Origin of the sequence: Streptomyces sp. NPDC001663, assembly GCF_042893105.1 — a bacterium.
In the GTDB taxonomy this organism is placed as follows: Bacteria; Actinomycetota; Actinomycetes; order Streptomycetales; family Streptomycetaceae; genus Streptomyces.
In genome coordinates, this window is sequence record NZ_JBIAUR010000009.1 from 1 (window position 1) to 24373 (window position 24373).

Below are 24373 nucleotides of genomic sequence, written 5' to 3' on the forward strand. Positions count from 1 at the left end.
TGCCAACCCGTGCGCCCGTGCAGGTCACCCCTATCTTGAGAAGCGCTTCCTCCCGGGCGTGAACGCCCGGGGTTCCGCGCTAGATCATGCTGAAGATGTGGGGCCAGGTAGAAGTGCTCCAGCCAGTGGGCGTCCTCGGCCTGGCGCAGCGCCACGCAACCGGCGAACTCGCCGTCCACCTCGATGATCCGAGTGTGCGTCGGCTCGTAATTGTCCAGCAGCCGCTGCCGTACGCGCTCCTCGTCGTAGCGTCCGAGCCGTTCCAGATCCGGTCGCATCACCACGGCACGCAGTTCCGCCACTGCCGAGACGTCCGACATCGACGCCGGCCGTGTACCCCACTCCACCATGATCGCCACGCTATCGCGGCGACCACAACCTCCTGTGTCCGGAGTACTGACAGCGCGAAAGTAGGCGTGTAGATTGCGGCCGTCAACAAATTGCGCAACGTCAAACGGGCGGTCGAGCCGCAGCCGGGCAGTCGCGCTTCGGTGTCCAACTCCCTTGCTCCATCAGCCATTTGACCAGCCCAGGTCAAGGCTTGGGCCAGAAGGCCCGGGTGTCTCGTACGCCAGGAAGAGCAGAGTACTTTCCGTCAGGAGGGGCCATGCGAAGGCGCGTTCTCGGGATTGCCACCGTGCTGATCACCGCCGTCGGCGCGGGCGCGTGCGGGTCGTCGGACTCAGGTTCCGGTGGTTCGTCGTCCTCGGGCGGGAACAAGACCACGACGGTCAAGGTCGGCATCATCCCGATCGTCGACGTGGCTCCGCTCTATCTGGGGCAGCAGAAGGGCTTCTTCAGCAACCGTGGCCTCAAGCTGCAGATGGTGAGCGCGCAGGGCGGGGCGGCAATCATCCCCGGTGTGGTGAGCGGTCAGTTCCAGTTCGGGTTCAGCAACACCACGTCCTTGATGCTCGCGCAGGTCAAGGGAGTTGGGGTCAAGTCCGTGGTCAACGGCGCGGCCTCCAACGGGAAAGTGGGAAGCGACGTCACCGGTGTGCTGGTCAAGAAGGACAGCTCCATCAAGTCGGCCAAGGACCTCGCCGGCCACACGGTCGCGGTCAACACGCTGCAGAACATTGGCGACACGACGGTGCGCGAGTCGGTCCGCAAGGCCGGCGGCGACCCGTCCAAGGTCAAGTTCGTTGAAATAGCGTTCGATCAGATGCCCGCAGCCCTGGACGACGGACGGGTCGACGCCGCCTGGATGGGCGAACCCGCGCAGACGATCGCCAAGGCGCAGGGCGCCCGCGTCATAGCCTCGCCGTTCGCCGAAACCGACCCGAAGCTCACCGTCGCCACGTACTTCACCTCGACCCAACTCACCCAGCAGAACCCGGACCTGGTCAAGAAGTTCACCGCGGCGATGACCGAGTCGCTGCGGTACGCCTCCAGCCACCCGAACGAGGCACGCCAGGTCCTCACGACCTACACCAAGATCAGCGGCGACGTCCTGAAGAACCTCACCCTGCCCAGCTGGCCGCCCCAGGTAGACATGGCCTCCCTCGAGAAACTGGCCTCCCTCGGCGAGAAGGACGGCCTCTTCGGCGGCAAGAAGCCCGACCTGGACGCCCTGTTCTCGTGATCGGCTCCGTCCGTCACCGCCTTCGGTGCGGGGTGCCGGCCATCGGGAGGCCGATCGCCTGAGCCGGACAGACGGTCGAGGTTAGGCTGCTCAGACGCCTTGATGCGGCCGGACAGGGAGACCCGTGGACGTCACCGAACGCGAGCTGGCCGCCCCGACCGACCCTTGGGAAGGCGTTCTGTTCGCCCCCGCCCGCGGCAGCGACATCGGCGTGCTGGTCCTGGCCGGTTCCAGCGGACGTATCGAACGCGAGAGAGCACGCCTCCTTGCCCGGCAGGGCATGACGGCCCTTTCGATCCGCTGGTTCGGCGGGCCGGGACAGCCGCCGGGCATCTGCGAGATCCCCCTGGAGACCTTCACCGCCGCCATCGACTTCCTCCGACGGCACAAGGCACGACGTATCGGCATCCTGGGCGTCTCCAAGGGCGCCGAGGCAGCTCTGCTCACGTCGGTGCACGATCCGCGCGTGGACGTCGTCATCGCGCTGTCCCCCACCTCGCGGGTCTGGTGCAACGTCGGCCCCGGGCTCGACGGAGCACAGCGTCCCTGGCGCTCGTCCTGGACCTGGCAGAGGCAGGCGCTGCCGTTCGTCCCGCTGGACGAATCCTGGGCGCCTGCGGAGGCGGACGGCGATCCGGTCGCCATCCGTGGGTGGTACGAACTCAGCGAGCGGACGTTCGCCGATCGGCTCGCTGCCGCAGAGATCCCCGTGGACAAGGCGCGGGCCGATCTGCTGCTGGTCGCGGGCGGCGACGACGCGATGTGGCCGTCCGTGCCCTTCGCCGAACAACTGGCTCTACGTCGACGGTCAGTTGGCGCTTCGGTGCGACTGATCGCTCGTCACGACGCGGGCCACCGACCGCGTTTCCCCGGCGAGGGCCCGGCGCCGGCGTCGCCGCGCTTCCAGTACGGAGGCACGCCCGATGGAGACGCCCTTTTGGGTAGGTCGGCCTGGTCCCATGTCCTCGAGGCGCTCAGCAACAGAGGCTGAACTCGGGCGCGTTGACTTCCGGATGCGCCCGAGTTCATGTGTGCTGGGCGAGATGGCCTGGTGTTCGTCCGGCCAAGGCTGAGGGGGAGCATGACCGACTTCGACGGAATCTTCGGGCCGGAGTACACGGCGACCGAGTTGTTCACCAACCGGGTGGACGAATACACGGCGTTCTCCACCGCGTTACGCCGCCACACCGCCCGGGTGCGCGCCGGTTCGGCGACCCTCACGCACGCCGCCCGTCTCAACGTCATGTCGTTCTACGGCGTCGGCGGCATCGGCAAGACCGAGTTGTCGCGGCGTCTGGAGTCCTGGGCGGTCGGGGACCTGCAGGACCTCGGGGACTGGACGGAGTCAGTGGCCTTCGAGCCACCGCTGAGCACCGTGCGGTTCGACTTTCACGGCAGCCGGGTCGTCCATGCGGCGGACACCGTGCTGCGGCTGCGCGCGGCCGTCGCCGGGCGGTGGCGTCGTTTCCCCGCTTTCGATCTCGGACTGGCCGCCTGGTGGTCGCTGGCGCGTCCGGGCACTCCCCTGCCTGATGTGGCCGCCGGCGGTTTCGACGTACGGGGGCAGATCACCGACACGCTGAATGACATCCTCAGCGACGCGGGGGCCCGTTTCGGCCTCGGCCCGCTCACCGTGCGGACGGGCATCCGCATCGTGGAAGCCGTACGGGAGAAACGGCTGCGCAGCCTGACGCTGCGCAGGTGCGAAGAACTCGTCCAGATCGTCGAGCGCGCCGAGAAGGATCCGTCCGACTACGTCGCCGCCACACTCGCCGGCCTGTTGTCCTGGGACCTCGAGAATCTGCCGGCCGACAAACGGCCCGTCACCGTGGCCTTCGCCGACGCTGCGGAGTACATCCAGGGTGACGACCGCGCGCAGGAGCGCCTGTTCAACCGGATCGTCCATCTCACGCCGGGAGTGCTGTGGGTCGTCACCTCCCGCAACCGGCTGGACTGGGACAGTCCACACCTCAACCAGGTGCTCCCTGCAACGGGTCCGGGCGTCTGGCCGGGACTGCGGCGGGAGGCGGAGGAGGACCCGCGTCAGCATCTGGTGGGCAACCTCTCCGACACCGACGTAGAGCAGTATCTCCAGGCGGCCTCGGGCACCGGAGGCAATCCGCACCTGCCACCGGACGTCGTCGGTCGCATCCGCGCCGGCGCGCACGGCCTGCCTCTCTATCTCAGCCTGTCCCTCTCCATCGCCCGTGCCGCGAGCGAAAGCCCTCTCACGCCGGACGCCTTCGGCGGTCCCCTGCCGGAACTCGCCAACCGGGTCTTCGCCAACCTCCCCGAGCGGGAACGGGAGTTGGCCCGCGCCGCCGCCCTGGTGCCGCGCTTCGATCAAGACCTCATCGCCCAGGCCGTCGGCGGACTCCTCGGTGACGCGCACCGGTTGTGCCTGCGCACCCTCGTCACCGAAGACGACCACCCGCTCTTCCCCTACCGGCTGCACGACGCCGTGCGCTCGGCCATCGCCCATGAACCGGTCACCGACCCCGGAGCCTGGGCCCCCGCCGACCGAACGGCCATGGCACGAGGGCTGGTGGAGACACTCAGGCTGCGCAGCGACGCGCTGCTGGACGACAGCAATCGCCGGCTCGACGTACTGGAACTGGCGGCCGCTCTCTGCGCGGAACACGACCTCACCGCTCCCTGGCTGGCCGACGCCCTCACCGATCTGCCGGGATTCGCCAAGACCGCCGAACGGTTGCCGCCGACGACGAATGCCACCTGGATGGGTCAGCTGTCCGGCATGTTCGAGGCATGGCGCCACGGGACGGTCGGCAAGCGGCGGGTCACCCGCCTCGAGGAGTTCCTCGCCGCTCCCCTGCGGTCCGCCGTGCGGGCCCATGCCCAGCTGCAGCTCGCCTATCTGCATCGGAACCGCTCGGACTTCGAGCCCTCGCTGCGCCTGCTGACGGAACTGCTGGCCGAGGATCCGGAGTCGCAGCTCCTGCGCTACCAGGTCGCGCGCTCCCTCCAGATCAAAGGGGACTTCGCCGAACTGCACCAGCACCTGTCCCGCCACCCCCTCGACGATGCCACCGCGGCACTGCGCATCACCAGCGACCTCGCCTACGCACGCGGGCTGCTGAGCGAGTCCATCGCCGGGCCCACGGCCCGCGGCACCCACCTCCGGGAGCAGGGCAGGCACCAGATGGCGCTGGACAACGAGGCGACAGCGCTGTGGCGGAGGACCCTCCTCGGCCGCAGCACCCCCAGCGAATGCGACGTCGTACTCGCCGAGGCCGATCGGTTCGGCGAGATCCTCACCATGCGGACGGCTCTCGCCGCCAAGCTGATCTGCCGGGCGGACGACAGCGCCGCCGGCCACAACATCATGGCCCAGACGCAGAGCATCATCCGGACGACATCGGGCCGCAGTGGGTGGCGGGAGTTCACGGGCAAAGTGGCGTTCGGTCTGCGCCAGGCGGATCGCTCCAGCGTCGACCGACTCCACGAGAAATGGCTCTCATGGGACTACCCCTGGAGCATCAACTCGCACGTCGTCGACCGTCTCTTCGTCTTCGCCGGATACCCCGCCCGCTACCGCCCCGTACAGATCACAGCCGAGGAAGACCCGGCCACGGCCGACCTCCGCTGGCACGACATCATCGAAACATTGGTGCACAGCTGACACGGTCCCATACCCGCTTTCTGGAATCGTGGAGTCCATGCCCCGGTGCGCCCCCATGCGCCCCCGCGGCGGCACGTTTTGACGGTATTGCTCCAGGCAACAACGAGAATCGGGGGATGAGCACGCCAGCGGGTGCGCGAGCACTCTGACATCTGCGCCTTGCCTCATTTTCCCGGCTTTCACAGGGGGCGGTCATGGCGTACCAGGGGCACGTGCGGCGCGTGTGGTCATTAATCGGAGTCGGCACCGTATCCTGCGTCGGCTCCATTGCGTTGACTCTGGCGCTCGTCCATGTCCCCGGACTTCAGTCCAGTGCGAGCGGCAACGCCGGGCAGGCCTTTGGTGCCGCGGCCGCTTGCGCCTCTTTCTTCGTGCTCCTCTACGCCGCGCGGAGCTTCCATCAGCAGGCCGAAGAATTCCGGATGCGGCGCGTGGAGATGGCGGCCCAGTGCGAGGAGCTGCGGGCGAATCGAGAGGATGCGCGGTTGGGGCACGAGAGTGCCTTCCGCGCGGCGGAGGCGTCGGTCCGGGGGCAGCATGTGATGTTGACCCGGATGGCAATCGAGGACGCTGATCTCTCTGCCGTCTGGCCTGGATACGGTGCTGAATTCGATCCGGTGCGCACGAAGCAGTATCGCTACGCGAACTTGATCATCTCGTTCCAGTGCATGTCGTATCAACTCAAGTACAACACGGATGACGAGGTGCTGGAGCTTATGCAGCACCTCTTCAGCAGCCCCGTCATCCACGACTTCTGGGCGGAGACGCGGGAGACCCGCAACAGGGTCACGCCGTACGGTGGCTCGATGCGCAAGTTCTACGAATTGGCAGAACTCGCTTTCCAGCAATACGCAGGCACCGAGTGAGCGCACGCATGAAACGCCTCATCGTCATTCATCCACTGGAAGCCGCCAACCAGCATTGATCAGAACCGATCGCGGGAGAACAACCAAGCGTTCGTCAGGGCCGACGCCAGAACCCACCGGAAGCTCCGACCTCAAGCCCTCCGTGTTGTCGGCCCCGATAAAAGCGAGATCACCACTGTCAAGTTCGAACACAGCCGGACAGTTGAATTCTGAATTACAGCGGCCCTCGATTGTATCCACCGAGTCAAGGCGCTTTACGATTCGCATTGGCGATCTCTCTGTGCTGACGGCTGACGCTCGGCCCTCTGTGCGAGCGCCGAGAGGCAGCGAGATTACACCCCCATCCATCGCGGTCAAGTTGCTGTCCGGATGTGTCAACCTCTGGATTGCTTTTCCCCAATTCAGGTGTAGCACGAGCCGCCCGTCCGGCCAGTCCCCCGTACGCACATGTGCCCGGCGACCGGACTCCGCGAGCATCCGCGCGCGGGCCCCATGGCGTGTTCGCTCCTATCGTGGAGGGGCACAGTGACGCTCGGCGCCGAGGCAGGCAGGACATGTGGGAACCGCAGATCGACTATGCGACGGTCTTCCGCGCCCTGCCCGGCATGGTGGCACTGCTCACCCCCGACCTGGTGTACGCCGACGCCAACGAGGACTTCCTGCGACTGGCCGGCCGCACCCGCGAGCAGCTGCTGGGGCGCTACATCTTCGACGTCTTCCCCGAGAACCCCAATGAGCCGGCCGCGGCAGGCATGCGGGAGACCGAGGCGTCGATGCGCCGTGCGGTGGACACCGGAGAGCGCGACACGATGGCGCTGCTCCGCTACGACATCGAGGACGTCCAGCGGCCCGGTCATTGGGAGGAGCACTACTGGAGTCCGGTCAACGCGCCCGTCTTCGGCCCCGACGGCCGCGTGGCGCTGATCGTGCACCGGGTGGAAGAGGTCACCGAACTCATCCGCGCCTTCGGCGGGCCCGGCGACGACAGCCGGGCCCGCGTGCTGGAGGCCGAGCTGTACACCCGCGCCCGTGAACTGCAGGAGGTCAACGAGCGGCTGCGCAAGGCCCATGCCCACGAACGCGAGGTCGCCCTGGCACTGCAGGCGGCCATGCTGCCGCCGCCCGGGCCGACCGGACAGCACGGGGCGGCCGTGCGCTACCGGCCCGCCATCGGTGCGCTGAACGTGTGCGGTGACTGGTACGACCTGGTCGAGCTGCCCGGCGAGAACCTGGCGATCGCGGTCGGCGACGTCGTCGGCCACGGTCTGGCCGCCGCCTGCGTCATGGGACAGCTGCGCAGCGCCCTGAGCGCGGCCTGCCGCGTCGCCCAAGGGCCCGCCGAGGCCCTGGAAGCGCTCGGGCTGTACGCCCGCTCCGTGGAGGGCGCCGAGTCGGCCACCGCCGCGGCGACGTTCATCGACTGGGACGACCAGTGCATCACCTACAGCTGTGCCGGACACCTGCCGCCCGCCCTGCTCGCCCCCGACGGCACCGTCAGCTTCCTCGACCAGGCCACCGACCCACCGCTCGGCGCCCGTCCCGAGCACGTACCCCGCCCGCAGGCCAAGGCTCCCTTCGTCGAAGGCTCCACCCTGGTCCTCTACACCGACGGCCTGGTCGAACGCCGTACCGAGGACATCGACGCCGGGCTGGCCCGTCTCGCCGACTCCCTCACCCGCCATGGGCACGCCGACCCCGAGGCCCTGGCCGACGCCCTCTTGTCCGACCTGCTCCCCAGCACCGGCAACACCGACGACACCGCGCTGATCGTCCTTCGCCTGTGAAACACAGCTGGTGAGCCCGTTCGCGGCGGTTCACTCCCCGCCCGCGTCGAGGTACTGCTGTGCCAGCCGCTTCGGAGCCCTGGCGAGCCAAGCCTCCACAATCAGTTCTCCGAGCTCCGCGGCGTCGATCCGGTCGAGGCGGACCAGGACGGCCGGGTAGCCGTCGAAGTGCGGCGTCGTGAAGTACACGTCAGGATCAGAGGCCAGCAACGCCTCCTTCACCCCCACATCCGCCACCCGCACCCCGAGGATCGGTCCCTCCGGCGCGGCGTCGCCGAGGGCGTCGTAGTCCGCGGGCCGCAGTGGCCGTTCCCAGACGAACCCTTTGTCCTTGACCCGCCACTGCGACAGGTCGCGGGAGAGCCCTTCGTCGGTTTCGGGGAGGGCGAGTGCGAGTCGGCGGACATCGTCCCAGGTGGCCATGTGTCGACCCTAGCCCGAAGGTGGTGAACTGGTGGTCGGTGGCGTGTCGAGCGCCGTAGCCTGTGCCCGAGGCCTGGAAAGGACCTGACGTGGGAGAACACGCAAGGATCCATGAACGCAGCCTTACGGATCCGGACCGCTTCTGGCTCGGTGCCGCGGAGCTGATCGACTGGGTCGTCAGCCCCTCACGTGCGCTCGACGACACGCGCGCGCCCTTTTACCGGTGGTTCGCCGACGGGGAGTTGAACACCTGTGCCAACGCGCTCGACCGGCATGTCGAGGGCGGATTCGGCGATCGTACGGCGCTGATCTGGGACTCGGCGATGGTGCCGGCGAAGAGGTCGTTCAGCTACCGGGAGCTGCGGGACGAAGTGGCCCGTGTGGCCGGTGCGTTGAGTGCTCTGGGGGTCGGGAAGGGGGACCGTGTCGTCGTCTACATGCCGATGGTGCCCGAGGCCGTGATGACGATGCTGGCCTGTGCTCGTATCGGCGCCGTGCACTCGGTGGTGTTCGGTGGGTTCGCGCCGAAGGAACTGGCGGCGCGGATCGAGGATGCGCGGCCCAAGGTCGTCGTAGCGGCGTCGTGCGGGCTGGAGCCCACGCGGGTGGTGGCGTATCAGCCGATTCTCGACGCGGCACTGGAGATGAGTGTGCACCGGCCGGAGCACACGGTGATGCTGCAGCGTGCGGCGTTGCGGGCGGATCTTGGGCCCGGTTATCTGGACTGGGACGATGTCGTGCCGCTGGCGAAGCCGGTGGAGCCCGTGCCGGTGGCGGCCACTGATCCGCTCTACATCCTGTACACGTCGGGTACGACCGGGAAGCCCAAGGGGGTGTTGCGCGACGCGGGCGGGCATGCCGTCGCGTTGGCCTGGTCGATGGGGGCGATCTACGACGTCCATGCCGGTGATGTGTTCTGGACGGTCTCCGACGTCGGCTGGGTCGTCGGGCACAGCTACATCGTGTACGGGCCGCTGCTGGTCGGGGCGACGACGGTGGTGTACGAGGGCAAGCCCGTCGGTACGCCGGACGCCGGCGCGTTCTGGCGGATCGTCGAGGAGTACGGGGTCAAGACGATCTTCACCGCGCCGACCGCGATCCGGGCGATCAAGAAGGTCGACCCCGAGGCGGCGGAGCTCGCCAAGTACGACACGGGTTCGCTGACTTCGCTGTTCCTTGCCGGTGAGCGGCTGGATCCGGAGACGCTGCACTGGGCCTCGGGCGCCCTGGGCGTACCGGTCACCGATCACTGGTGGCAGACGGAGACCGGCTGGCCGATCGCGGCGAACCCGCGGGGGCTGGAGCCGCTGCCGACGAAGCCGGGCTCGGCGACGGTGCCTGTGCCGGGATGGGACGTACGGATCGTCGACGCCGAAGGTCGGCAGTTGGAGCCCGGGCAGGAGGGCGAGATCGTCATCCGGCTGCCGCTGCCTCCGGGCGCGCTGCAGACGTTGTGGGGAGACGACGAGAGGTTCGTGGACTCCTATCTCAGCCGGTATCCCGGCTTCTACCACACCGGGGACTCCGGGTACTTCGACGACGACGGCTATCTGTTCGTCATGGGCCGCACCGACGACGTCATCAACGTGGCCGGGCACCGCCTGTCGACCGGCGCGATCGAGGCGGCCCTTGCCACGCATCCGGCGGTCGCCGAGTGCGCGGTGATCGGGATCCCCGACCAGCTGAAGGGCAGCGTCCCCTTCGGGCTGGTCGTCCTCAAGGCCGGTGCCGCGCCGGACCACGACGAGCTGCGGGCCGAGCTGATCGCGGCCGTGCGGCGCGACGTCGGTCCGGTGGCGGCCTTCCGGGACGTCGCGGTCGTGCCGGCTCTGCCGAAGACGCGGTCGGGCAAGATCCTGCGCCGGACGATGCGGGGCATCGCCGACGGACGGGACGAGCCCGTGCCGCCGACCATCGAGGACGCCGCCGTCCTCGACGCGCTCACCCCGATCCTGCGGGACCGGCCGTAGCGCACAGCGTGCATCGACCGTGAGCAGATACGGTGCGCGATACGGCTTCTAGGCAGCGGTCTGGCCCGCCAACTGCGGGTACAGCGCTGCCAGATCGCCGGAGAGGCCGGCCTTGACGGTCCGGGAGATGTCGTCGGCCAGTACCTCGTAGGCGCCGGCTTCGACGCCGTCGAGCGCGAGGGCGGCGACGTCGTTCGGGCGGGACTTGGGTGCGTCCACGCTCGAGGCCATGTCGGTGTCGACGTATCCGACATGCAGTCCGGTGACCCCGATGCCCCGCGAACTCAGTTCCAGGCGCAGGGAGTTGGTCTGCGACCACAGGGCGGCCTTGGTGGCGCTGTAGGAGCCGGCGAGGCCGACCCAGGAGAGCACGGAGTGGACGTTCAGGACGTGGCCGCCGCCGTTGCGCTCGATGATCGGGGTGAAGGCCCGGGTGACCAGCAGCGGTCCGTAGAAGTTCGTCTCGAACTCCCGGCGTATGTCGTCGACCGGGGCCTCGAGGAAGGAGGAGGCGCCGAGCGAGATGCCCGCGTTGTTGATCAGGACGGTGACGTCCGAAGCCTGCGCGGCTGCGGCGGCCACCGAGTCGGGGTCGGTGACCTCCAGGGCGAGCGGCACCGCCTCGGCGTGGGTCACGGTGCGCGGGTCGCGGGCCGTGGCGTAGACCTTGCCGGCACCGCGTGCGTACAGCTCCTCCACCAGAGCCTTGCCGAGGCCGCGGCTGCCGCCGGTGACGAGTACTACGGCGTCTTTGATCGAAGTCATGTTCCATCTCCACGTTGGAAAACGATCGGTTTACAGCACAGTAAACCGATCGGTTTCCGATGGCAAGCGGTGACTGACGCAGAGCCCTGGGCGAGGTCCGCCTACTCCGGGTCCGCCGCTGCGGCGCGGGAGCCCGCGACGTGGGCGACGGCGGCGGACAGCTGGTTCTGCACCGACTCGGGCAAGGGGTCGCCCTGGATGGAATCCACCAGCTGCTGAGCAGCCCGATACAGCTTGGTGTTGGTGTTCTGCGAGGTCATCACCAGGACGTTCCACGCTTCTTCGGAGCTGAGCGTGAAGGCGGCCATGAGGATGCCCCGGGCCAGATCGATGACCTCCCGGGTCTGCATCGCCCGTCGCAGCTGTACGACCTCCACCCGCGGGTCCGGATCGGGGCCATCGGAGCCCTCCGCAGCGGCCCGGGCCGGATCGTCGCCGTCGCCTCGGTTTCCGTCGCCGTCCGGCGCGAACAGGGGCATCGTGCCGGTGAGTGCGAAGACGCGCTCGGCAGCCGGGCTGATCCCGCGGATCGTGACCGTCTTGGACTCGCCCAGAGCCTGTTGCCGTATGCCCAACAGGATGTTGAGCCCGGAGCAGTCGCAGAACCGGACCTCGCCGAGGTCGAGTTCGATGCCGTTCTCCGAGCGGGCTAGCGCCGAGCGCAACGCCTGCTGCAGTTCCTGATCCGCGGCGAGGTCGAGGTCCCCGGAGAGCGTGACGACCATCCGGTCGCCGTCGGGGCTAGTGCGGACCGTCAGCCAGGTCGGCCGTTGCCCGCCACTGGAACCGGCAAGTGCTGTGCAGCCGTGGACTTCCCCGGCCCCGGACTGCGCCGCCGCATCCGACATGAGTCCTCTCCCCTGGGCTGGATCCTCCGCGTCCAGATTCGCTCGCACCCAAACTCACGTCAATAGATACGCGAAATTTGATTCAGGTATTTTCCTGCGTGAACCACCAGGCGTACGATCCACCTATGGGAGGAGCACCGGAATCGCACACAGGATGGACGTTCATCACCAACCACGCGCGGGTGCTTGCCGCCATCGCCGAGAACCAGAACGCGCGGGTCCGCGACATCGCCGCACACTGCCGGCTGACGGAACGCGCGGTCCAAAAGATCATTTCCGATCTGGAGGACAGCGGCTACCTGTCGCACACGCGTGAAGGGCGGGGCAATGCGTACCAGATCGAACCAGGAACAGCGCTGCGTCACCCGGCCGAGGCCGGGCTCACCGTGACCTCTCTGCTGGGCCTGCTCGTCCAGGTCGACGGCCATCACCCCGGCCGGCCCGGCGGGACCGACAGACAGGCTGTCGAAGACAGCTGAGGTCCGCCGGTACCTGCGCCCGAAGCCGCGGGCGTCAGTGGCCGATGTGCTGGTCCGGCAGCCGTTCCAGCGCTTCCGCGATGCCGGCCCGGTCGACGACGTCGATGAGCGCCTGGCCGATCACCGGGACGGGCTCGCGTGCCGGGAGTACCAGCCCGATGCGTTCCGTACGGATCGGGCGGACCAGGGGAACGGCGTGCATGCCCGCGGGGACGCCGAAGACGTGCAGCCAGGCGTACGGCACGACGCTCGCCCAGTGACCGGCTCTGACCTGCGCGAACAGTGAGGCGATGGAGTCGGTCTCCACGCGCGGCGTCACCGAGACGCCGGCTGCCTCGAATACGGCGTCGAGGACCTGGCGCCCCTGCATCATGGGGTGCAGCAGGCACAGGGGGTACTGAGCCGCCTCCTCCCAGGAGATGTCGGCGGGGCCGGAGTCGGGGGCGGTGCGCTGGGTCAGCAGGACGTAGCGTTCCCGGTACAGCGGGACGAACTTGAAGCCGTGGGCCACGACGCTGCTGTGGTAGGTCACGGCCGCGTCGAGTTCGTACGTGCGGAGTCTGTTCACGATGTCCTCGGCCTGCAGGTCGGCGAAGACCTGGACGGTCGCGAGCGGGTTCGCGGTGCAGAACGGCTGGGTCAGCAGCGCGACCGCCGTGGCCGCGGTCGGGACGGTCCCGATGCGCAGTCGGCCGCTGAGCCCCGCCCGCAGTGCCTGGATCTCGCCCTGCATCGCATCGCGGTCGGCGAGGATGCGCTGGGCCCACAGGACCACGCGCTCGCCCTCCGGTGTGAGCCCGTCGAACCTGCGTCCCCGCTGGACCAGGGGGATGCCGAGCTCCTCCTCCAGTTTGCGGATGCCCTCGGACAGGGCCGGCTGGGAGACGTAGCAGGCCTGCGCCGCCTTCGCGAAGTGGCGGGCGCGGGCGAGGGCGACGAGGTACTCGAGTTGGCGCAGCAGCACCTTCCAATGATCCCTCGCGCCCGACCCGTCCGTCGCCGGTGGTCCCCGATCACGCTGCACTGATCGGTGCTGCCTGTCATGCGATAAGAACTTCCGCTTTGACCTGGCCCGACGCGTCGGCCAAGAGTGTCGTGCGGACGAGAGGGCGTGGTGCGTGATGCGGGACTTCGACGAACCGGACGAGGCCGAGCTGTCGGTGACGGCTCCCAAGACGTGGGCCACCGGCGCTCCCGCCGTCGTCCACGCGCTGAAGTACGCGCTGGGCCAGACCTCGCCGAAGCGCACCGCGCTGACCCTGCTCAACATCAACCAGGCGAAGGGCTTCGACTGCCCGGGCTGCGCCTGGCCCGAGCCCGCGCCGGGGCAGCGCCACCGCAACGAGTACTGCGAGAACGGCGCCAAGCACATCAGCGACGAGGCCACCTCCCACCGGGTGACCGCGGACTTCTTCCGGCAGTACTCGGTCGACGAGCTCAGCCGTAAGTCCGACTACTGGCTCAATCAACAGGGCCGGCTGACCGAGCCGATGGTGCTGCGCGAGGGCGCGAGTCACTACGAGCCGATCGGCTGGGACGAAGCCCTGGATCTGCTCGCCGGCGAACTGCGCGCCCTGGACCACCCGGACGAGGCGCTCTTCTACACCTCCGGACGGCTGGCCAACGAACCCGCCTTCCTGCTCCAGCTGTTCGCGCGGGCCTTCGGCACCAACAACCTGCCGGACTGCTCCAACATGTGCCACGAGTCCAGCGGTTCGGCACTCAACGAGACCCTCGGCATCGGCAAGGGCAGCGTCAGCCTCGACGACCTCTACAACGCCGACCTCGTCTTCGTCGTAGGGCAGAACCCGGGCACCAACCACCCGCGCATGCTGTCCGCGCTGGAGGAGACCAAGCGCCGCGGCGGGCATGTCGTCGCCGTCAATCCACTGCCCGAGGCGGGGCTGCTGCGCTTCAAGCACCCGCAGAAGGCGCGCGGTGTCATCGGCCGCGGCACGGACATCGCCGACCAGTTCCTGCAGATACGGCCCGGGGGCGACCTGGCGCTGTTCCAGGCGCTGAACCTGCTGCTGCTCGAGGCCGAGGACAAGGAACCGGGCACCGTCCTGGACCGGGAGTTCATCGAGGCGCACACCACCGGCTACGAGGCCTTCGCGGCCAACATCCGCGAAACGTCCTGGGATGCCGTCCTGGAGGCCACGGGGCTGAGCCGGGACGAGATCGAGCAGGTGCACGAGCGGGTCCTGGCGAGCCGCAGCGTCATCGTCTGCTGGGCGATGGGGCTTACCCAGCACAAGCACGGTGTGCCGACCATCCGGGAGGTCGTCAACTTCCTTCTGCTGCGCGGCAACATCGGCCGACCGGGCGCGGGAGTGTGCCCGGTCCGCGGGCACAGCAACGTCCAGGGCGATCGCACCATGGGCATCTGGGAGCGGATGCCCCAGGCCTTCCTGGACCGGCTGGGGCGGGAGTTCGCGTTCACCGCGCCGACCGCGCACGGACTGGACTCCGTCGACTCCATCCGGGCCATGCTCGACGGGCGGGCCAAGCTCTTCCTCGGTGTCGCGGGCAACTTCGTACGGGCCACGCCCGACAGCGAAGTGACCGAGCGCGCGATGCGCAACTGCCGTCTGACCGCGCACATTTCGACCAAGCTGAACCGGTCCCACGCGGTGTGCGGACGCACCGCGCTGATCCTGCCCACGCTCGGCCGCAGCGACCGCGACGTGCAGGCGGGCGGCGAGCAGTTCATGACGGTCGAGGACTCCATGAGCGAGGTCCACGCCACACGCGGCCGCCTCGCCCCCGCATCCCCACACCTGCTCAGCGAGGTGTCCATCATCAGCCGCCTCGCCCGCAGGGTCCTGGGCACCGAACCGGACATCCCCTGGGAGGACTTCGAGGCCGACTACGACCTCGTCCGCGACCATATCGCCCAAGTCGTCGACGGCTTCCAGGACTTCAACGAGCGGGTACGGCAGCCCGGCGGTTTCCGCCTGCCCAACCCGGTCAACGAGCGGGTGTTCCGCACCCCGAGCGGCAAGGCCGTCTTCAGCGTCAACGACTTCACCATGCTCCAGGCCCCCAAGGGCCACCTGGTCCTGCAGACCCTGCGGTCGCACGACCAGTGGAACACCATCCCCTACGCGATGGACGACCGCTACCGGGGCATCAAGGGAGGCCGCCGCGTCGTCCTCGTGAACGCCTCCGACCTCGCCGAACTCGATCTCGCGGACGGCAGCCTCGTCGATCTGGTCAGCACCTGGACCGACGGCTCGGAGCGCCGCGCGGACGCCTTCCGCGTCGTCGCCTACCCCACTCCCCCGGGTTCGGCCGCCGCCTACTACCCGGAGACCAACGTCCTGGTGCCGCTGGACAGCGTCGCGGACATCAGCAACACGCCGACGTCGAAGAGCGTGATCGTCCGTCTGGAGCGGGCGGCCGAGCCGGCACGGGCGTGACGCACCCGTGGGACCTGTTCGGGGTCAGGCCGACGGCGTCCGGTCGGAGGCGGCGCGGATCAGGCCGTCCAGCCATGCCTGGTGGCCGTTGAGCATGGAGTTCGGCGTCTGCTTCGCGAGTTCGGCGGCGGGCCGGCCGATCTGGGTCTCCTGGGTGAGGATGCGCACCCGGCCGCCGGGCAGGTCCTCCACCAGCCAGGCGTGCAGCACGTCGAGCCGCTCCTCGGGGGTGCCGTCCTGCTCGACCGTCCAGGTACCGAAGCCGAAGGCCAGGTCGCCCTTCAGCTCAGGGCCGCCGCCCTGCGGGAAGGAGATGTCGGCGACGTTGTCGTAGTACGGCTCCCAGGTGGAGGTGTCGGTCAGGTAGTACCAGACCCGGGCAGCCGTGATCGAGTACGGAGCTGTCGGCGTGGAGGCTGCCGCCCAGGAGCGCCGCGTCGGGTTCGGCATGGCTGAACTGGTAGCCGGCGACGCCCTGACGAAGTTCTCCCGCGTCGGCCGCTAGTTTCGTGACCATGAAGATCACCGAACCCGCCCGCAGTCCCGAGCAGCGCAAGCACGACGTACTGGCCCGCCTGGATGGGGAGTTGGACATCTGGGTCGCCACCGCCGACGCGGACGGGCTGCCCTGTCTGGTCGCATTGTGGTTCGTGTGGGACGGGGAGGCGGTGTGGGTGTCCACCCGGGTCACCAATCCGACGGGCCGGAATCTGCGCGACGGCGGGCGCACCCGGCTGGCGTTCGGTGACACGCAGGACGTCGTGCTCGTCGACGGTGACGTGGAGACGTTCACCGGGCCGGAGGTGCCCGCCGGGGCCGCGGACGCGTTCGTGGCGAAGACGGGGTGGGATCCGCGTAAGGACAGCGCGTCGTACGCGTTCTTCCGGGTGCGGCCGCGTGCGGTGCAGGCGTGGCGCGGGCAGCACGAGCTGTCCGGTCGGCATCTGATGCGGGAGGGCGCGTGGGTGGTGTGAGCTGACGCGGGCCGAGGGCTGAGGGGCCGGCGGACGGCCGGCCCCCTCGTCCTCAATCCGCCTTGTTGTGCACGGCGTTGAGCCGGTCCAGCTCGTCGGCCGTCAGGCGCAGCGCGCCCGCTGCGACGTTCTCGGCGAGGTGGTCGGGGTTGCCCGTGCCGGGGATGGCGAGGACGTGCGGCCCCTGGTGCAGGGTCCAGGCGATGCGGACCTGGCTGGGGCTTGCGTCATGCGCGCGGGCGATGGCGAGCACTTCCTCGTCGTGGTCGGTGCTCGCTGCCTTCGCCCCGCCGGCGCCCGCGACGGCGAAGAACGGCACGAAGGCGATGCCCTGTTCACCGCAGATCCGCATCAGTTCGTCCGTGTCCGGGGCGTGGTGGCCCAGTCCGTAGCGGTTCTGCACGCTCACCACGGGTGCGATGGCCTGCGCCTCGGCGAGGTGGCGGGGTTCGACGCCGGAGATGCCGAGGTGGCGGACCAGGCCTGCCTCCCGCAGCTCGGCGAGCGCGCCGAAGTGCTCGGCGATCGAGTCCCAGCGCTGCTCCGACCTGCGCAGGTACACCAGGTCGAGGTGGTCGCGGCCGAGCTGGCGCAGGTTCTCCTCGACGTGGCCGCGCAGTTGGTCCGGGCGGGCCCAGGCGGCCCACTCGCCCGAGTAGTCGCGCAGTGGACCCACCTTCGCGGCTATGACCAGGTCGTCCGTATACGGCGCCAGTGCGCTGTTGATGAGCTCGTTGGCGGAGCGCAGCGACGAGAAGTAGAAGGCGGCCGTGTCGATGTGGTTGACGCCGAGCTCAACCGCCTTGCGCAGCACGGCGATCGACCGGTCGCGGTCGCTCGGTGTGCCGTGGTGGAAGGCGGCGCTGCCCGTCAGCCGCATCGCTCCGAAGCCGATGCGGCTGACGGTCAGGTCGCCGAGTGTCCAGGTGCCTGCGGCGTCCGCGGTGATCATGTGGGAGGTCATCGGCGGAGTCTCGCACACCCGGCGAGGGGATCAGCAGTAGAGGTTGCCGCCCGGCGACACCCCGAGGATCTGGGCGAACCGCTGGTAGGCGTCCACGCGGCTCTGGACCTGTGCGGGGTTCTTGCCGTCGCACTCCAGGGAGCCGTTGATGCTGCGGATCGTCTGGCCGAAGCCCGCACTGTTGACCATGGCGTTGTGCGGGGTCATGGTGCCCGGGCCCGACTGGGTGTTCCAGTACCACAGGCCGGTCTTCCAGGCCACGGACGCGTCGTTCTGCACCAGGTAGGGGTTGTTGAGGAGGTCGATGCCGAGCGCGTCGCCCGCGGCCTTGTAGTTGAAGTTCCAGCTGAGCTGGATCGGGCCGCGTCCGTAGTAGGCCGCCTGGCCTGCCGGGCAGCCGTACGACTGGCTCCAGTCGCAGTAGTGGGGGTAGTTGGCGGTGTTCTGCTCGACGACGTAGACCAGGCCGCCGGTCTCGTGGCTGACGTTGGCGAGGAAGGCGGCTGCCTCCTGCTTCCTGACCGTGTCGCTGCCGGTGTTGGCGAAGCCGGGGTAGGCGCCGAGCGCGGCGGTCAGGCCGCCGTAGGTGTAGAAGGAATTCCGGCTCGGGAACATCTGGTTGAACTGCGACTCGCTGACGACGAAGCCCGCGGCTGAGGCGGTGGGGGCCGGCTGGAGCGCCAGGAGGGCGCCGCCGAGGGCGAGCGAGGACAGGAGTGCGGCGATGCGGCGTCTCGACAAGGGATGAACTCCTTTGCGGAGCACGGCCGCTCCCGGTCAAGGGCAGGCTTGCGCCCGGCCTTGAGCGCACGCGCCGGTCGGACCGGCCACGGCGTGGGGGCGGCCGTGGTGGGGGGTTGTGGTGCTGCCACACTCAACCGCTTTGGTCTGTACCAGTCAAGGGTGTAGACCAGTCAATCCCCTTCTCCGGCCGGAACGTTGCGCACAGGCGCCCGGCGTGCAGTGCACGCCGGGCGCCTGAAGGGCCGGAGTCCGGCTCGGGCCGGATCCCCTGCGGTCAGCTTGCGTCCCCCTCGTTCCGGTCCCCGCCATCCCCGGCTCCCGTGTAGGCCGCCGTGGTCCGGTCCGCCGCCTCACGTGCCGTTTTCTCTTCCTCGCCGCCGGCGACATTGGCCGCGTACCAGGCTTCGCTGCTGGATGTCATGAACAGACGGCCCTCGTCCGAGGCCATCCAGGCCATGAACTTCTTCGGGTCGAGGGCGGCGCCGCTCGCGAGGTGCAGGGAGAGACCCCTGACCATCAGGTCCCATCCGACGCCGACCGCACCGGGGCCGAACTCCGCCCACTTCGTGTCGTCGACGTGGGCGATGTGCTCCAGCTGGAAGCTGGTGCCGCTCTCCTCGGACGTCAGGCTGAGCTCGATCCAGCTGACCTCGCCGCCGTACTCCCAGGTGGCGGCGAAGCTGTTGGGCGGGTCGCAGCGCTCGATCACTCCACCGGCATTGCCCTCGAGCTGATAGCGGCCCCCGAGCCGCAGCTCTCCCGTCACCGGCAGGAGCCAGCGGGGAATGCGCTCGGGGTTGGTACAGGCGTCCCACACGTCCTCGAGCGGGGCGTCGTAGGACCGGGTCACGGTCACCACGCGCGCCTCGCCCGCCTTGAAGGTGCGCGTGCCGACCTGCCGGCGTACGGCGCTGATGTCATGTGTCACGTCGGTCATGGGGTGCTCCTCGGGGTTTCGTCGGCGTCCCGGAGTCGGCGTGCGCGTTTGCCGCGAGCCAGCTCGGTGGCCAGGGCGTCCAGATGGGGGGTCCAGAAGCGACGGAAGCGGTCGAGCCAGGCGTCGATGTCCTGCAACGGCTCGGCATTGACCGCGTACAGCCGCCGGGTTCCTTCGGGGCGTACGGTCGCGAAGCCGTGCTCCCGCAGCACCTTCAGATGCTGCGACACCCCGGGCTGCGATATCCCGAACTCCTCGCCGATGACCTCGCAGACCGCGCCCGAGGTCATCTCCCCGTCGGCCAGCAGCTCCAGGATCCGCCGGCGCACCGGGTCCCCGAGCACATCGAAGGCGTGCATGCGGCGACTATATCAGCTTCTGCTTATATAAGGAGCAAGCGATACTTAGCTCATGAAAAACGCCCGGCCGCGTCGACGGCCGGGCGTTCTCCTCGCCGGATTCAGCCGAGCGGCTTCTCCAGCACCGCCTTGCGGTGGCTGAAGGTGTCGATCGAGTAGCGGCCGTGGTAGCTGCCCATGCCGCTCTCCCCCACCCCGCCGAACGGCAGGTCGGAGACGGTGAGATGGGCCAGCGGCAGGCCGTGGCCGAGGCCGCCCGAGGACGTCTCGGCGGCGATCCGGGCGCGGGTCTCCTCGGAGCCGGAGAACACGTACAGGGCGAGGGGCTTGTCGCGGTCGTTGATGAAGTCGATCGCCTCGTCCAGGTCCGGCACGGTGACGACGGGCAGGATCGGGCCGAAGATCTCCTCCTGCATGACGGGCGACTTGGGGTCGACGTCGGCCAGGACGGTCGGTGCGATGTACTTCGTCGTGCGGTCGCTGCCGCCGCCGACGACGACGCGGCCCGAGTCGAGCAGGCCGGTCAGCCGGTCGAAGTGCCGTTCGTTGATGATCCGGCCGTATTCGCCGGAGGCGGCTGCATCGGTGCCGTACAGCGTCTCGACGGCGCGGACGAGCGCGGGCTCCAGGGCGGCGGCGGTGGCCGGGTCGGTCAGGACGTAGTCGGGGGCGACGCAGGTCTGGCCGGCGTTGAGGAACTTGCCGCGGGCCAGCCGGTCCGCGACGACGTCGAGGTCGGCGTCACGGTCGACGAACGCCGGGGACTTGCCGCCGAGTTCGAGGGTGACCGGGGTGAGGTGTTCGGCGGCGGCGCGCATGACGATGCGGCCGACGGCGCCGTTGCCGGTGTAGAAGATGTGGTCGAAGCGTTCGGCGAGCAGGGCCGTGGTCTCCGGGATGCCGCCCTCGACGACGGCGACCGCTTCGGTGTCGAGGTAGGCGGGCAGCAGCCGGGCGAGCGCTGCGGAGGTGGCGGGGGCCAGCTCGCTGGGCTTGGCGACCACCGCGTTGCCCGCGGCGAGCGCGCCGACCAGCGGGGCGAGCAGGAGCTGGGCGGGGTAGTTCCAGGGGGCGATGACGAGGACGACGCCGAGGGGGTCGTACTGCGTCCAGGCGCTCGCGTCTGCGCCCAGGTGGGCCGGAACGGGGGCGGGTTCGGGGCGCAGCCAGTCGGCGAGGTGGTCGAGGGTGTGGTCGATCTCGCGGATCGTGAAGTCGATCTCGGTGCGGTGCGCCTCGGTGGCGCTCTTGCCGAGGTCGGCGTGGAGGGCGGCGGCCAGGTCGGGGCCGTTGTCCGTGAGCATCTCGCGCAGACGGCGCAGCTGGGCGGTGCGCCACTCGACGGGCTTGGTGCGGCCGGTGCGGAAGGTGGCGCGCAGCCGGGCGACGGTGTCGGCGGGCTGCTCGGGGGTGGGCTGGTTCACGGTGCCTCGCTGCTGGTGCGGTGCGGCCTTGCGGGTCGCGGGTGCGGTCTCGACGGTCGGGTGTATATGGCAACCTTTCATACACCAAAATAAATTCCGGTGCCGGAAGGACTACTTTCCGCGACCGCTCCGTCACGAACGCAGGAGTTCCAGCCGGCGGCGTTCCAGGTACGCCCGCTCGGCCTGGCTGTCCGTGCGCGCGATGGCCGCCTCGTACGCCCGCACCGCCTCGGTGCCGCGTCCCAGGCGGCGCAGCAGGTCGGCGCGTACGGCGTGGAAGACGTGGTAGCCGTCGAGGTCCAGGGCGTCGACCAGCTCCAGGGCCGGGCGCGGGCCGTCGGCCTCGGCCACGGCGACCGCCCGGTTCAGCGCCACGACGGGACTCGGGGCGAGGGCCATGAGCTGGTCGTACAGCTGCAGGATCTGGCCCCAGTCGGTGGCGTCCGCGGTCGGCGCGTCGCTGTGGACGGCCTGGATGGCGGCCTGGATCTGGTACGGCCCCGGCTGGTTCCGGCGCAGACAGCGGCGGACCAGCGACTGGCCCTCGGCGATCAGCTCCCGGTCCCAGCGGGCGCGGTCCTGCTCGGGCAGCGGCACCAGTTCGCCCTGCTCGTCCTGGCGGGCGTCCCGGCGCGAGTCGACCAGGAGCATCAGCGCGAGCAGGCCGGTGACCTCGGGCTCGTCCGGCATGAGCTCGGCGAGCAGGCGGCCCAGGCGTACGGCCTCCGCGGTCAGGTCGGGTGTGCCGGCGTACCCCTGGTTGAAGATCAGGTAGATGACGGCGAGGACGCCCTTCAGCCGGTCCGGGAGGTCGGCGTCGCGCGGTACGCGGTAGGGGATCCGGGCGTCGCGGATCTTCGCCTTGGCGCGGACGAGGCGCTGCGCCATGGTCGGTTCGGGCACCAGGAAGGCGCGGGCGATCTGGGGTGTGGTGAGTCCGCCGAGCAGCCGCAGGGTCAGGGCGACCTGGGCCTGGGGCGCGAGCGCGGGGTGGCAGCAGGTGAAGATCAGACGGAGCCGGTCGTCGCGCACGGGGCCCTCCTCGGCCGGTGCGTCGGGGGTGTGCAGCAGGGCGGCCTCGGCGTGTCGTGCGTCGCGTTTCGCCTCCCGGCGCAGCCGGTCGACGGCCCGGTTGCGTGCGGTGGTGATGATCCAGCCGGCCGGGCTCGGCGGTACGCCGGTCTCCGGCCAGCGCTGCAGTGCCGTGGTGAAGGCGTCCTGCACCGCTTCCTCGGCGAGGTCGATGTCGCCGAGAAAGCGGACGAGGACGGCGACGGCGCGGCCGTACTCCGCGCGGAAGACGGCCTCGACGTCGACGGGCTGCGCCGTCATTCCTCGGCCTGGTGCATGAACGGGCGCACCTCGATGGGCAGGGTGGTGGCCCAGGTCGCCTTCTTGCCCCATTCCAGGGCCGCGTCCAGGTCGGGGGCCTTGATCAGGCAGATGCCGCCCAGGTACTCCTTGCCCTCGGCGTACGGCCCGTCGGTGATCAGGACGTCGCCGTCGCTGGGCCGCAGCACGGTGGCCGTCTCGGGGCCGTGCAGCCCGCCGGCGAACACCCAGGCACCGGCCTCGCGCAGCTCCGCGTGGAAGGTGTCGAGGTTGCGGACGATCTCCGCCATGGCCTCCGGCCCGGGCGGCGTCCCATCGGTCGGGGTGATCACGCTGAGCAGGTAGTACTGCATGACGTCCTCCTTGGCGTCGTCTCGTTCTCTCACCTCCTACACGAACGGCACACCCCCGGATCGACACCGCGCGCGATGGGATCGGGAGAATCTTGTCCATGACCGCCGAGACCGCCGCACCGCATCCGCTCGTCGCCACGGCCCGCGCCCTCGCCGACGACCTCCTCGCCCCGCACGCGGAGCGCGTCGACCAGGAGGGCGTGCCCGCGAGCCACATCGAGGCCGTCAGGCGGTCGGGGCTGCTCGGGGTGAGTGCGCCCAAGGAGTACGGCGGTGCGGGCGCCCCCGACTCGGTGGCGCGGGAGGTCCAGGAGATCCTGGCCGGGGCGTGCTGCTCGACCTGGTTCGTACAGACCCAGCACCACACTCCGGTGCGGCTGCTGGCGAAGTCCCAACTCCCCGTACGGGAGCGGATGTTGCGCCCGCTGGCGTCCGGCGAACTGCTGGCCGGCATCGCCTACGCCCACGTCCGCGCCTTCCCCCGCGTCCCCGTGCGGGCCACGGCGGAGCGGGACGGCTGGCGGTTCGACGGCACCGTGCCCTGGTACACGGGGTGGGGCCTCAACGACGTGATGCTGCTCGCGGGCGTGACCGACTCGGACGAGATCGTGTTCGCGTTCGCCGACGCGCGCGAGCAGCCGGGGCTGCGCGCCTCGCAGCCGATGCGGCTGGCGGCGCTCACCGCCGCCCGTACGGTCTCCCTGCAGCTGGACGGCCTGCGGCTGCCCGAGGAGAGCGTGGTACTGCGCACCCCGCAGGAGAAGTTCGCCCTCATCGACCTGCCCCGCAGCACGAACACCTCCCCCGCCGTCTTCGGGGTGGCGTACGCAGCGCTCCGCGTGCTGGAGGAAGCCGGGGAGGCACAGACGGCCCGGCCGCTGCGCGACCGCCTCGACGAGGTGCGGCGGCAGGCGTACGAGCTGGCCGACCACCCGGTCCCCCACGAGCACGTCGAGGAACGGCTGGCGCTCAAGACGCGGTCGTACGACCTCATGCGTGCGGCCACGACCGCGGCGGTCGTGGCCGGTGGCGGCCGCACCATGGATGTGGGCCATCCTGCCCAGCGGTTGGCCCGCGAGGGGATGTTCCTGCTGGTGCAGGGGCAGACGTCGGTGGTGCGGCGGGCGCACCTCGACGCACTCACGGAGATCCGGGAGTCCTCATGATCAAGAGTCCGACCGACGTCGTCGAAGAGGCGTTCCGGCACTACCGGTCACAGGACCGCGAGGCGGCTTACGCGCTCTACGCCGACGGCTTCACCTTCACCAGTCCGCGGGACGACCACATCGACAAGGCGGCCTTCTTCGAGCGGTGTTTCCCGACCGCGGACCGGTTCGCGGAGCAGCGGCTGCTGCATGTCGTGCCGGCCGACGAGGAGCTCGTACTCGTCCACTACGAGTACGAGCTCACGACTGGCGGCCGGTATCGCAATGTCGAGGCGATCACCGTCCGGGACGGGCTCATTCGGGAGGTGCAGGTCTTCTTCGGCGGTGGCGTGTGACAT

23 protein-coding genes and 1 pseudogene are annotated in these 24373 nt (G+C 69.5%); 11 read left to right on the forward strand and 13 right to left on the reverse strand.

The features are described from left to right. Positions 1-350 (reverse strand): annotated as a pseudogene (locus tag ACFY1L_RS27735) (hypothetical protein); the annotation flags it as partial. A gap of 257 nt (positions 351-607) precedes the next feature. Between ACFY1L_RS27735 and ACFY1L_RS27740 the strand changes: the two are divergent. The 5 genes from ACFY1L_RS27740 to ACFY1L_RS27760 all read left to right on the forward strand — a co-directional run bounded on the left by ACFY1L_RS27740 (position 608) and on the right by ACFY1L_RS27760 (position 7875). After that, entirely contained in the window at positions 608-1585 is a 978-nt protein-coding gene (locus tag ACFY1L_RS27740; protein ID WP_388829900.1) for an ABC transporter substrate-binding protein, read from the forward strand. Between the two features lie 124 nt (positions 1586-1709). Continuing rightward, complete coding sequence (locus ACFY1L_RS27745; RefSeq protein WP_388829903.1) at positions 1710-2576, forward strand: acyl-CoA thioester hydrolase/BAAT C-terminal domain-containing protein; 867 nt, start codon at positions 1710-1712, stop codon at positions 2574-2576. Positions 2577-2666: 90 nt separating this feature from the next. Beyond that, entirely contained in the window at positions 2667-5225 is a 2559-nt protein-coding gene (locus ACFY1L_RS27750) for a tol-pal system YbgF family protein (RefSeq protein ID WP_388829906.1), read from the forward strand. Positions 5226-5419: 194 nt separating this feature from the next. Then, positions 5420-6091 (forward strand): DUF6082 family protein, encoded by a 672-nt coding sequence (locus ACFY1L_RS27755; protein ID WP_388829909.1) that lies wholly within the window; start codon positions 5420-5422, stop codon positions 6089-6091. Positions 6092-6645: 554 nt separating this feature from the next. Next, positions 6646-7875, forward strand: coding sequence for a PP2C family protein-serine/threonine phosphatase (locus ACFY1L_RS27760; protein ID WP_388829913.1), 1230 nt, complete (start codon positions 6646-6648; stop codon positions 7873-7875). Positions 7876-7905: 30 nt separating this feature from the next. Here ACFY1L_RS27760 and ACFY1L_RS27765 read toward each other — a convergent pair whose 3' ends face one another. After that, positions 7906-8298: an MmcQ/YjbR family DNA-binding protein gene (locus ACFY1L_RS27765; RefSeq protein WP_388829916.1), complete on the reverse strand. Its 393-nt coding sequence runs from the start codon at positions 8296-8298 to the stop codon at positions 7906-7908. Between the two features lie 89 nt (positions 8299-8387). Here ACFY1L_RS27765 and ACFY1L_RS27770 point away from each other — a divergent pair, with 89 nt between their 5' ends. Next, the gene (locus ACFY1L_RS27770) at positions 8388-10268 is read left to right on the forward strand and encodes a propionyl-CoA synthetase (RefSeq protein ID WP_388829919.1); all 1881 of its coding nucleotides are present in this window, start codon (positions 8388-8390) and stop codon (positions 10266-10268) included. Positions 10269-10316: 48 nt separating this feature from the next. On the opposite strand, the gene ACFY1L_RS27775 is transcribed toward ACFY1L_RS27770, so the two are convergent. Together ACFY1L_RS27775 and ACFY1L_RS27780 are read right to left on the reverse strand one after the other, a co-directional pair. Then, positions 10317-11033 (reverse strand): SDR family oxidoreductase, encoded by a 717-nt coding sequence (locus ACFY1L_RS27775; RefSeq protein WP_388829922.1) that lies wholly within the window; start codon positions 11031-11033, stop codon positions 10317-10319. A gap of 101 nt (positions 11034-11134) precedes the next feature. After that, the gene (locus ACFY1L_RS27780; protein ID WP_388829925.1) at positions 11135-11881 is read right to left on the reverse strand and encodes an anti-sigma factor antagonist; all 747 of its coding nucleotides are present in this window, start codon (positions 11879-11881) and stop codon (positions 11135-11137) included. Between the two features lie 125 nt (positions 11882-12006). On the opposite strand from ACFY1L_RS27780, the gene ACFY1L_RS27785 reads away from it, so the two are divergent. Beyond that, entirely contained in the window at positions 12007-12360 is a 354-nt protein-coding gene (locus ACFY1L_RS27785; protein ID WP_388829928.1) for a helix-turn-helix transcriptional regulator, read from the forward strand. Between the two features lie 34 nt (positions 12361-12394). On the opposite strand, the gene ACFY1L_RS27790 is transcribed toward ACFY1L_RS27785, so the two are convergent. Next, the gene (locus ACFY1L_RS27790; protein ID WP_388829931.1) at positions 12395-13324 is read right to left on the reverse strand and encodes a LysR family transcriptional regulator; all 930 of its coding nucleotides are present in this window, start codon (positions 13322-13324) and stop codon (positions 12395-12397) included. 157 nt (positions 13325-13481) lie between these two features. On the opposite strand from ACFY1L_RS27790, the gene ACFY1L_RS27795 reads away from it, so the two are divergent. Further along, entirely contained in the window at positions 13482-15782 is a 2301-nt protein-coding gene (locus ACFY1L_RS27795; protein ID WP_388829934.1) for an FdhF/YdeP family oxidoreductase, read from the forward strand. A 24-nt stretch (positions 15783-15806) separates the two neighbouring features. Here the strand turns inward: ACFY1L_RS27795 and ACFY1L_RS27800 are convergent, their stop codons facing one another. Then, positions 15807-16232 (reverse strand): hypothetical protein, encoded by a 426-nt coding sequence (locus ACFY1L_RS27800; RefSeq protein WP_388829937.1) that lies wholly within the window; start codon positions 16230-16232, stop codon positions 15807-15809. 65 nt (positions 16233-16297) lie between these two features. Here ACFY1L_RS27800 and ACFY1L_RS27805 point away from each other — a divergent pair, with 65 nt between their 5' ends. Continuing rightward, positions 16298-16756, forward strand: coding sequence for a pyridoxamine 5'-phosphate oxidase family protein (locus ACFY1L_RS27805; RefSeq protein WP_388829940.1), 459 nt, complete (start codon positions 16298-16300; stop codon positions 16754-16756). 52 nt (positions 16757-16808) lie between these two features. Here ACFY1L_RS27805 and ACFY1L_RS27810 read toward each other — a convergent pair whose 3' ends face one another. From ACFY1L_RS27810 to ACFY1L_RS27840, 7 genes are all read right to left on the reverse strand, one after another. Then, positions 16809-17720, reverse strand: coding sequence for an aldo/keto reductase (locus ACFY1L_RS27810; protein ID WP_388829943.1), 912 nt, complete (start codon positions 17718-17720; stop codon positions 16809-16811). A 30-nt stretch (positions 17721-17750) separates the two neighbouring features. After that, positions 17751-18461 (reverse strand): chitinase, encoded by a 711-nt coding sequence (locus ACFY1L_RS27815; protein WP_388829946.1) that lies wholly within the window; start codon positions 18459-18461, stop codon positions 17751-17753. A gap of 277 nt (positions 18462-18738) precedes the next feature. Beyond that, positions 18739-19401 (reverse strand): SRPBCC family protein, encoded by a 663-nt coding sequence (locus tag ACFY1L_RS27820; RefSeq protein ID WP_388829949.1) that lies wholly within the window; start codon positions 19399-19401, stop codon positions 18739-18741. Further along, complete coding sequence (locus ACFY1L_RS27825) at positions 19398-19760, reverse strand: ArsR/SmtB family transcription factor (protein WP_388829952.1); 363 nt, start codon at positions 19758-19760, stop codon at positions 19398-19400. The genes ACFY1L_RS27820 and ACFY1L_RS27825 overlap by 4 nt, the downstream gene beginning before the upstream one ends. A 101-nt stretch (positions 19761-19861) precedes the next feature. Beyond that, complete coding sequence (locus ACFY1L_RS27830; protein ID WP_388831071.1) at positions 19862-21250, reverse strand: aldehyde dehydrogenase family protein; 1389 nt, start codon at positions 21248-21250, stop codon at positions 19862-19864. 66 nt (positions 21251-21316) lie between these two features. Further along, positions 21317-22516, reverse strand: a complete 1200-nt coding sequence (locus ACFY1L_RS27835) for an RNA polymerase sigma factor (RefSeq protein ID WP_388829955.1) — start codon at positions 22514-22516, stop codon at positions 21317-21319. Then, on the reverse strand, positions 22513-22869 hold the full coding sequence (locus ACFY1L_RS27840; RefSeq protein ID WP_388831073.1) for a YciI family protein: 357 nt from the start codon (positions 22867-22869) through the stop codon (positions 22513-22515). Before ACFY1L_RS27840 ends, ACFY1L_RS27835 begins: the two co-directional genes overlap by 4 nt. A gap of 98 nt (positions 22870-22967) precedes the next feature. Between ACFY1L_RS27840 and ACFY1L_RS27845 the strand changes: the two genes are divergently transcribed. Both ACFY1L_RS27845 and ACFY1L_RS27850 read left to right on the forward strand, forming a co-directional pair. Next, positions 22968-24035: an acyl-CoA dehydrogenase family protein gene (locus ACFY1L_RS27845; RefSeq protein ID WP_388829957.1), complete on the forward strand. Its 1068-nt coding sequence runs from the start codon at positions 22968-22970 to the stop codon at positions 24033-24035. Beyond that, on the forward strand, positions 24032-24370 hold the full coding sequence (locus tag ACFY1L_RS27850; protein ID WP_388829960.1) for a nuclear transport factor 2 family protein: 339 nt from the start codon (positions 24032-24034) through the stop codon (positions 24368-24370). The genes ACFY1L_RS27845 and ACFY1L_RS27850 overlap by 4 nt, the downstream gene beginning before the upstream one ends. Positions 24371-24373: the final 3 nt, after the last annotated feature.

Coding starts and splice junctions, on each gene's coding strand:
- ACFY1L_RS27740 (WP_388829900.1), top strand. CDS start 608: ATGCGAAGGCGCGTTCTCGGGATTGCCACCGTGCTGATCACCGCCGTC.
- ACFY1L_RS27820 (WP_388829949.1), bottom strand. CDS start 19,401: ATGACCGACGTGACACATGACATCAGCGCCGTACGCCGGCAGGTCGGC.
- ACFY1L_RS27780 (WP_388829925.1), bottom strand. CDS start 11,881: ATGTCGGATGCGGCGGCGCAGTCCGGGGCCGGGGAAGTCCACGGCTGC.
- ACFY1L_RS27825 (WP_388829952.1), bottom strand. CDS start 19,760: ATGCACGCCTTCGATGTGCTCGGGGACCCGGTGCGCCGGCGGATCCTG.
- ACFY1L_RS27755 (WP_388829909.1), top strand. CDS start 5,420: ATGGCGTACCAGGGGCACGTGCGGCGCGTGTGGTCATTAATCGGAGTC.
- ACFY1L_RS27795 (WP_388829934.1), top strand. CDS start 13,482: ATGCGGGACTTCGACGAACCGGACGAGGCCGAGCTGTCGGTGACGGCT.
- ACFY1L_RS27785 (WP_388829928.1), top strand. CDS start 12,007: ATGGGAGGAGCACCGGAATCGCACACAGGATGGACGTTCATCACCAAC.
- ACFY1L_RS27765 (WP_388829916.1), bottom strand. CDS start 8,298: ATGGCCACCTGGGACGATGTCCGCCGACTCGCACTCGCCCTCCCCGAA.
- ACFY1L_RS27760 (WP_388829913.1), top strand. CDS start 6,646: ATGTGGGAACCGCAGATCGACTATGCGACGGTCTTCCGCGCCCTGCCC.
- ACFY1L_RS27840 (WP_388831073.1), bottom strand. CDS start 22,869: ATGCAGTACTACCTGCTCAGCGTGATCACCCCGACCGATGGGACGCCG.
- ACFY1L_RS27845 (WP_388829957.1), top strand. CDS start 22,968: ATGACCGCCGAGACCGCCGCACCGCATCCGCTCGTCGCCACGGCCCGC.
- ACFY1L_RS27775 (WP_388829922.1), bottom strand. CDS start 11,033: ATGACTTCGATCAAAGACGCCGTAGTACTCGTCACCGGCGGCAGCCGC.
- ACFY1L_RS27850 (WP_388829960.1), top strand. CDS start 24,032: ATGATCAAGAGTCCGACCGACGTCGTCGAAGAGGCGTTCCGGCACTAC.
- ACFY1L_RS27805 (WP_388829940.1), top strand. CDS start 16,298: ATGAAGATCACCGAACCCGCCCGCAGTCCCGAGCAGCGCAAGCACGAC.
- ACFY1L_RS27810 (WP_388829943.1), bottom strand. CDS start 17,720: ATGACCTCCCACATGATCACCGCGGACGCCGCAGGCACCTGGACACTC.
- ACFY1L_RS27835 (WP_388829955.1), bottom strand. CDS start 22,516: ATGACGGCGCAGCCCGTCGACGTCGAGGCCGTCTTCCGCGCGGAGTAC.
- ACFY1L_RS27750 (WP_388829906.1), top strand. CDS start 2,667: ATGACCGACTTCGACGGAATCTTCGGGCCGGAGTACACGGCGACCGAG.
- ACFY1L_RS27800 (WP_388829937.1), bottom strand. CDS start 16,232: ATGCCGAACCCGACGCGGCGCTCCTGGGCGGCAGCCTCCACGCCGACA.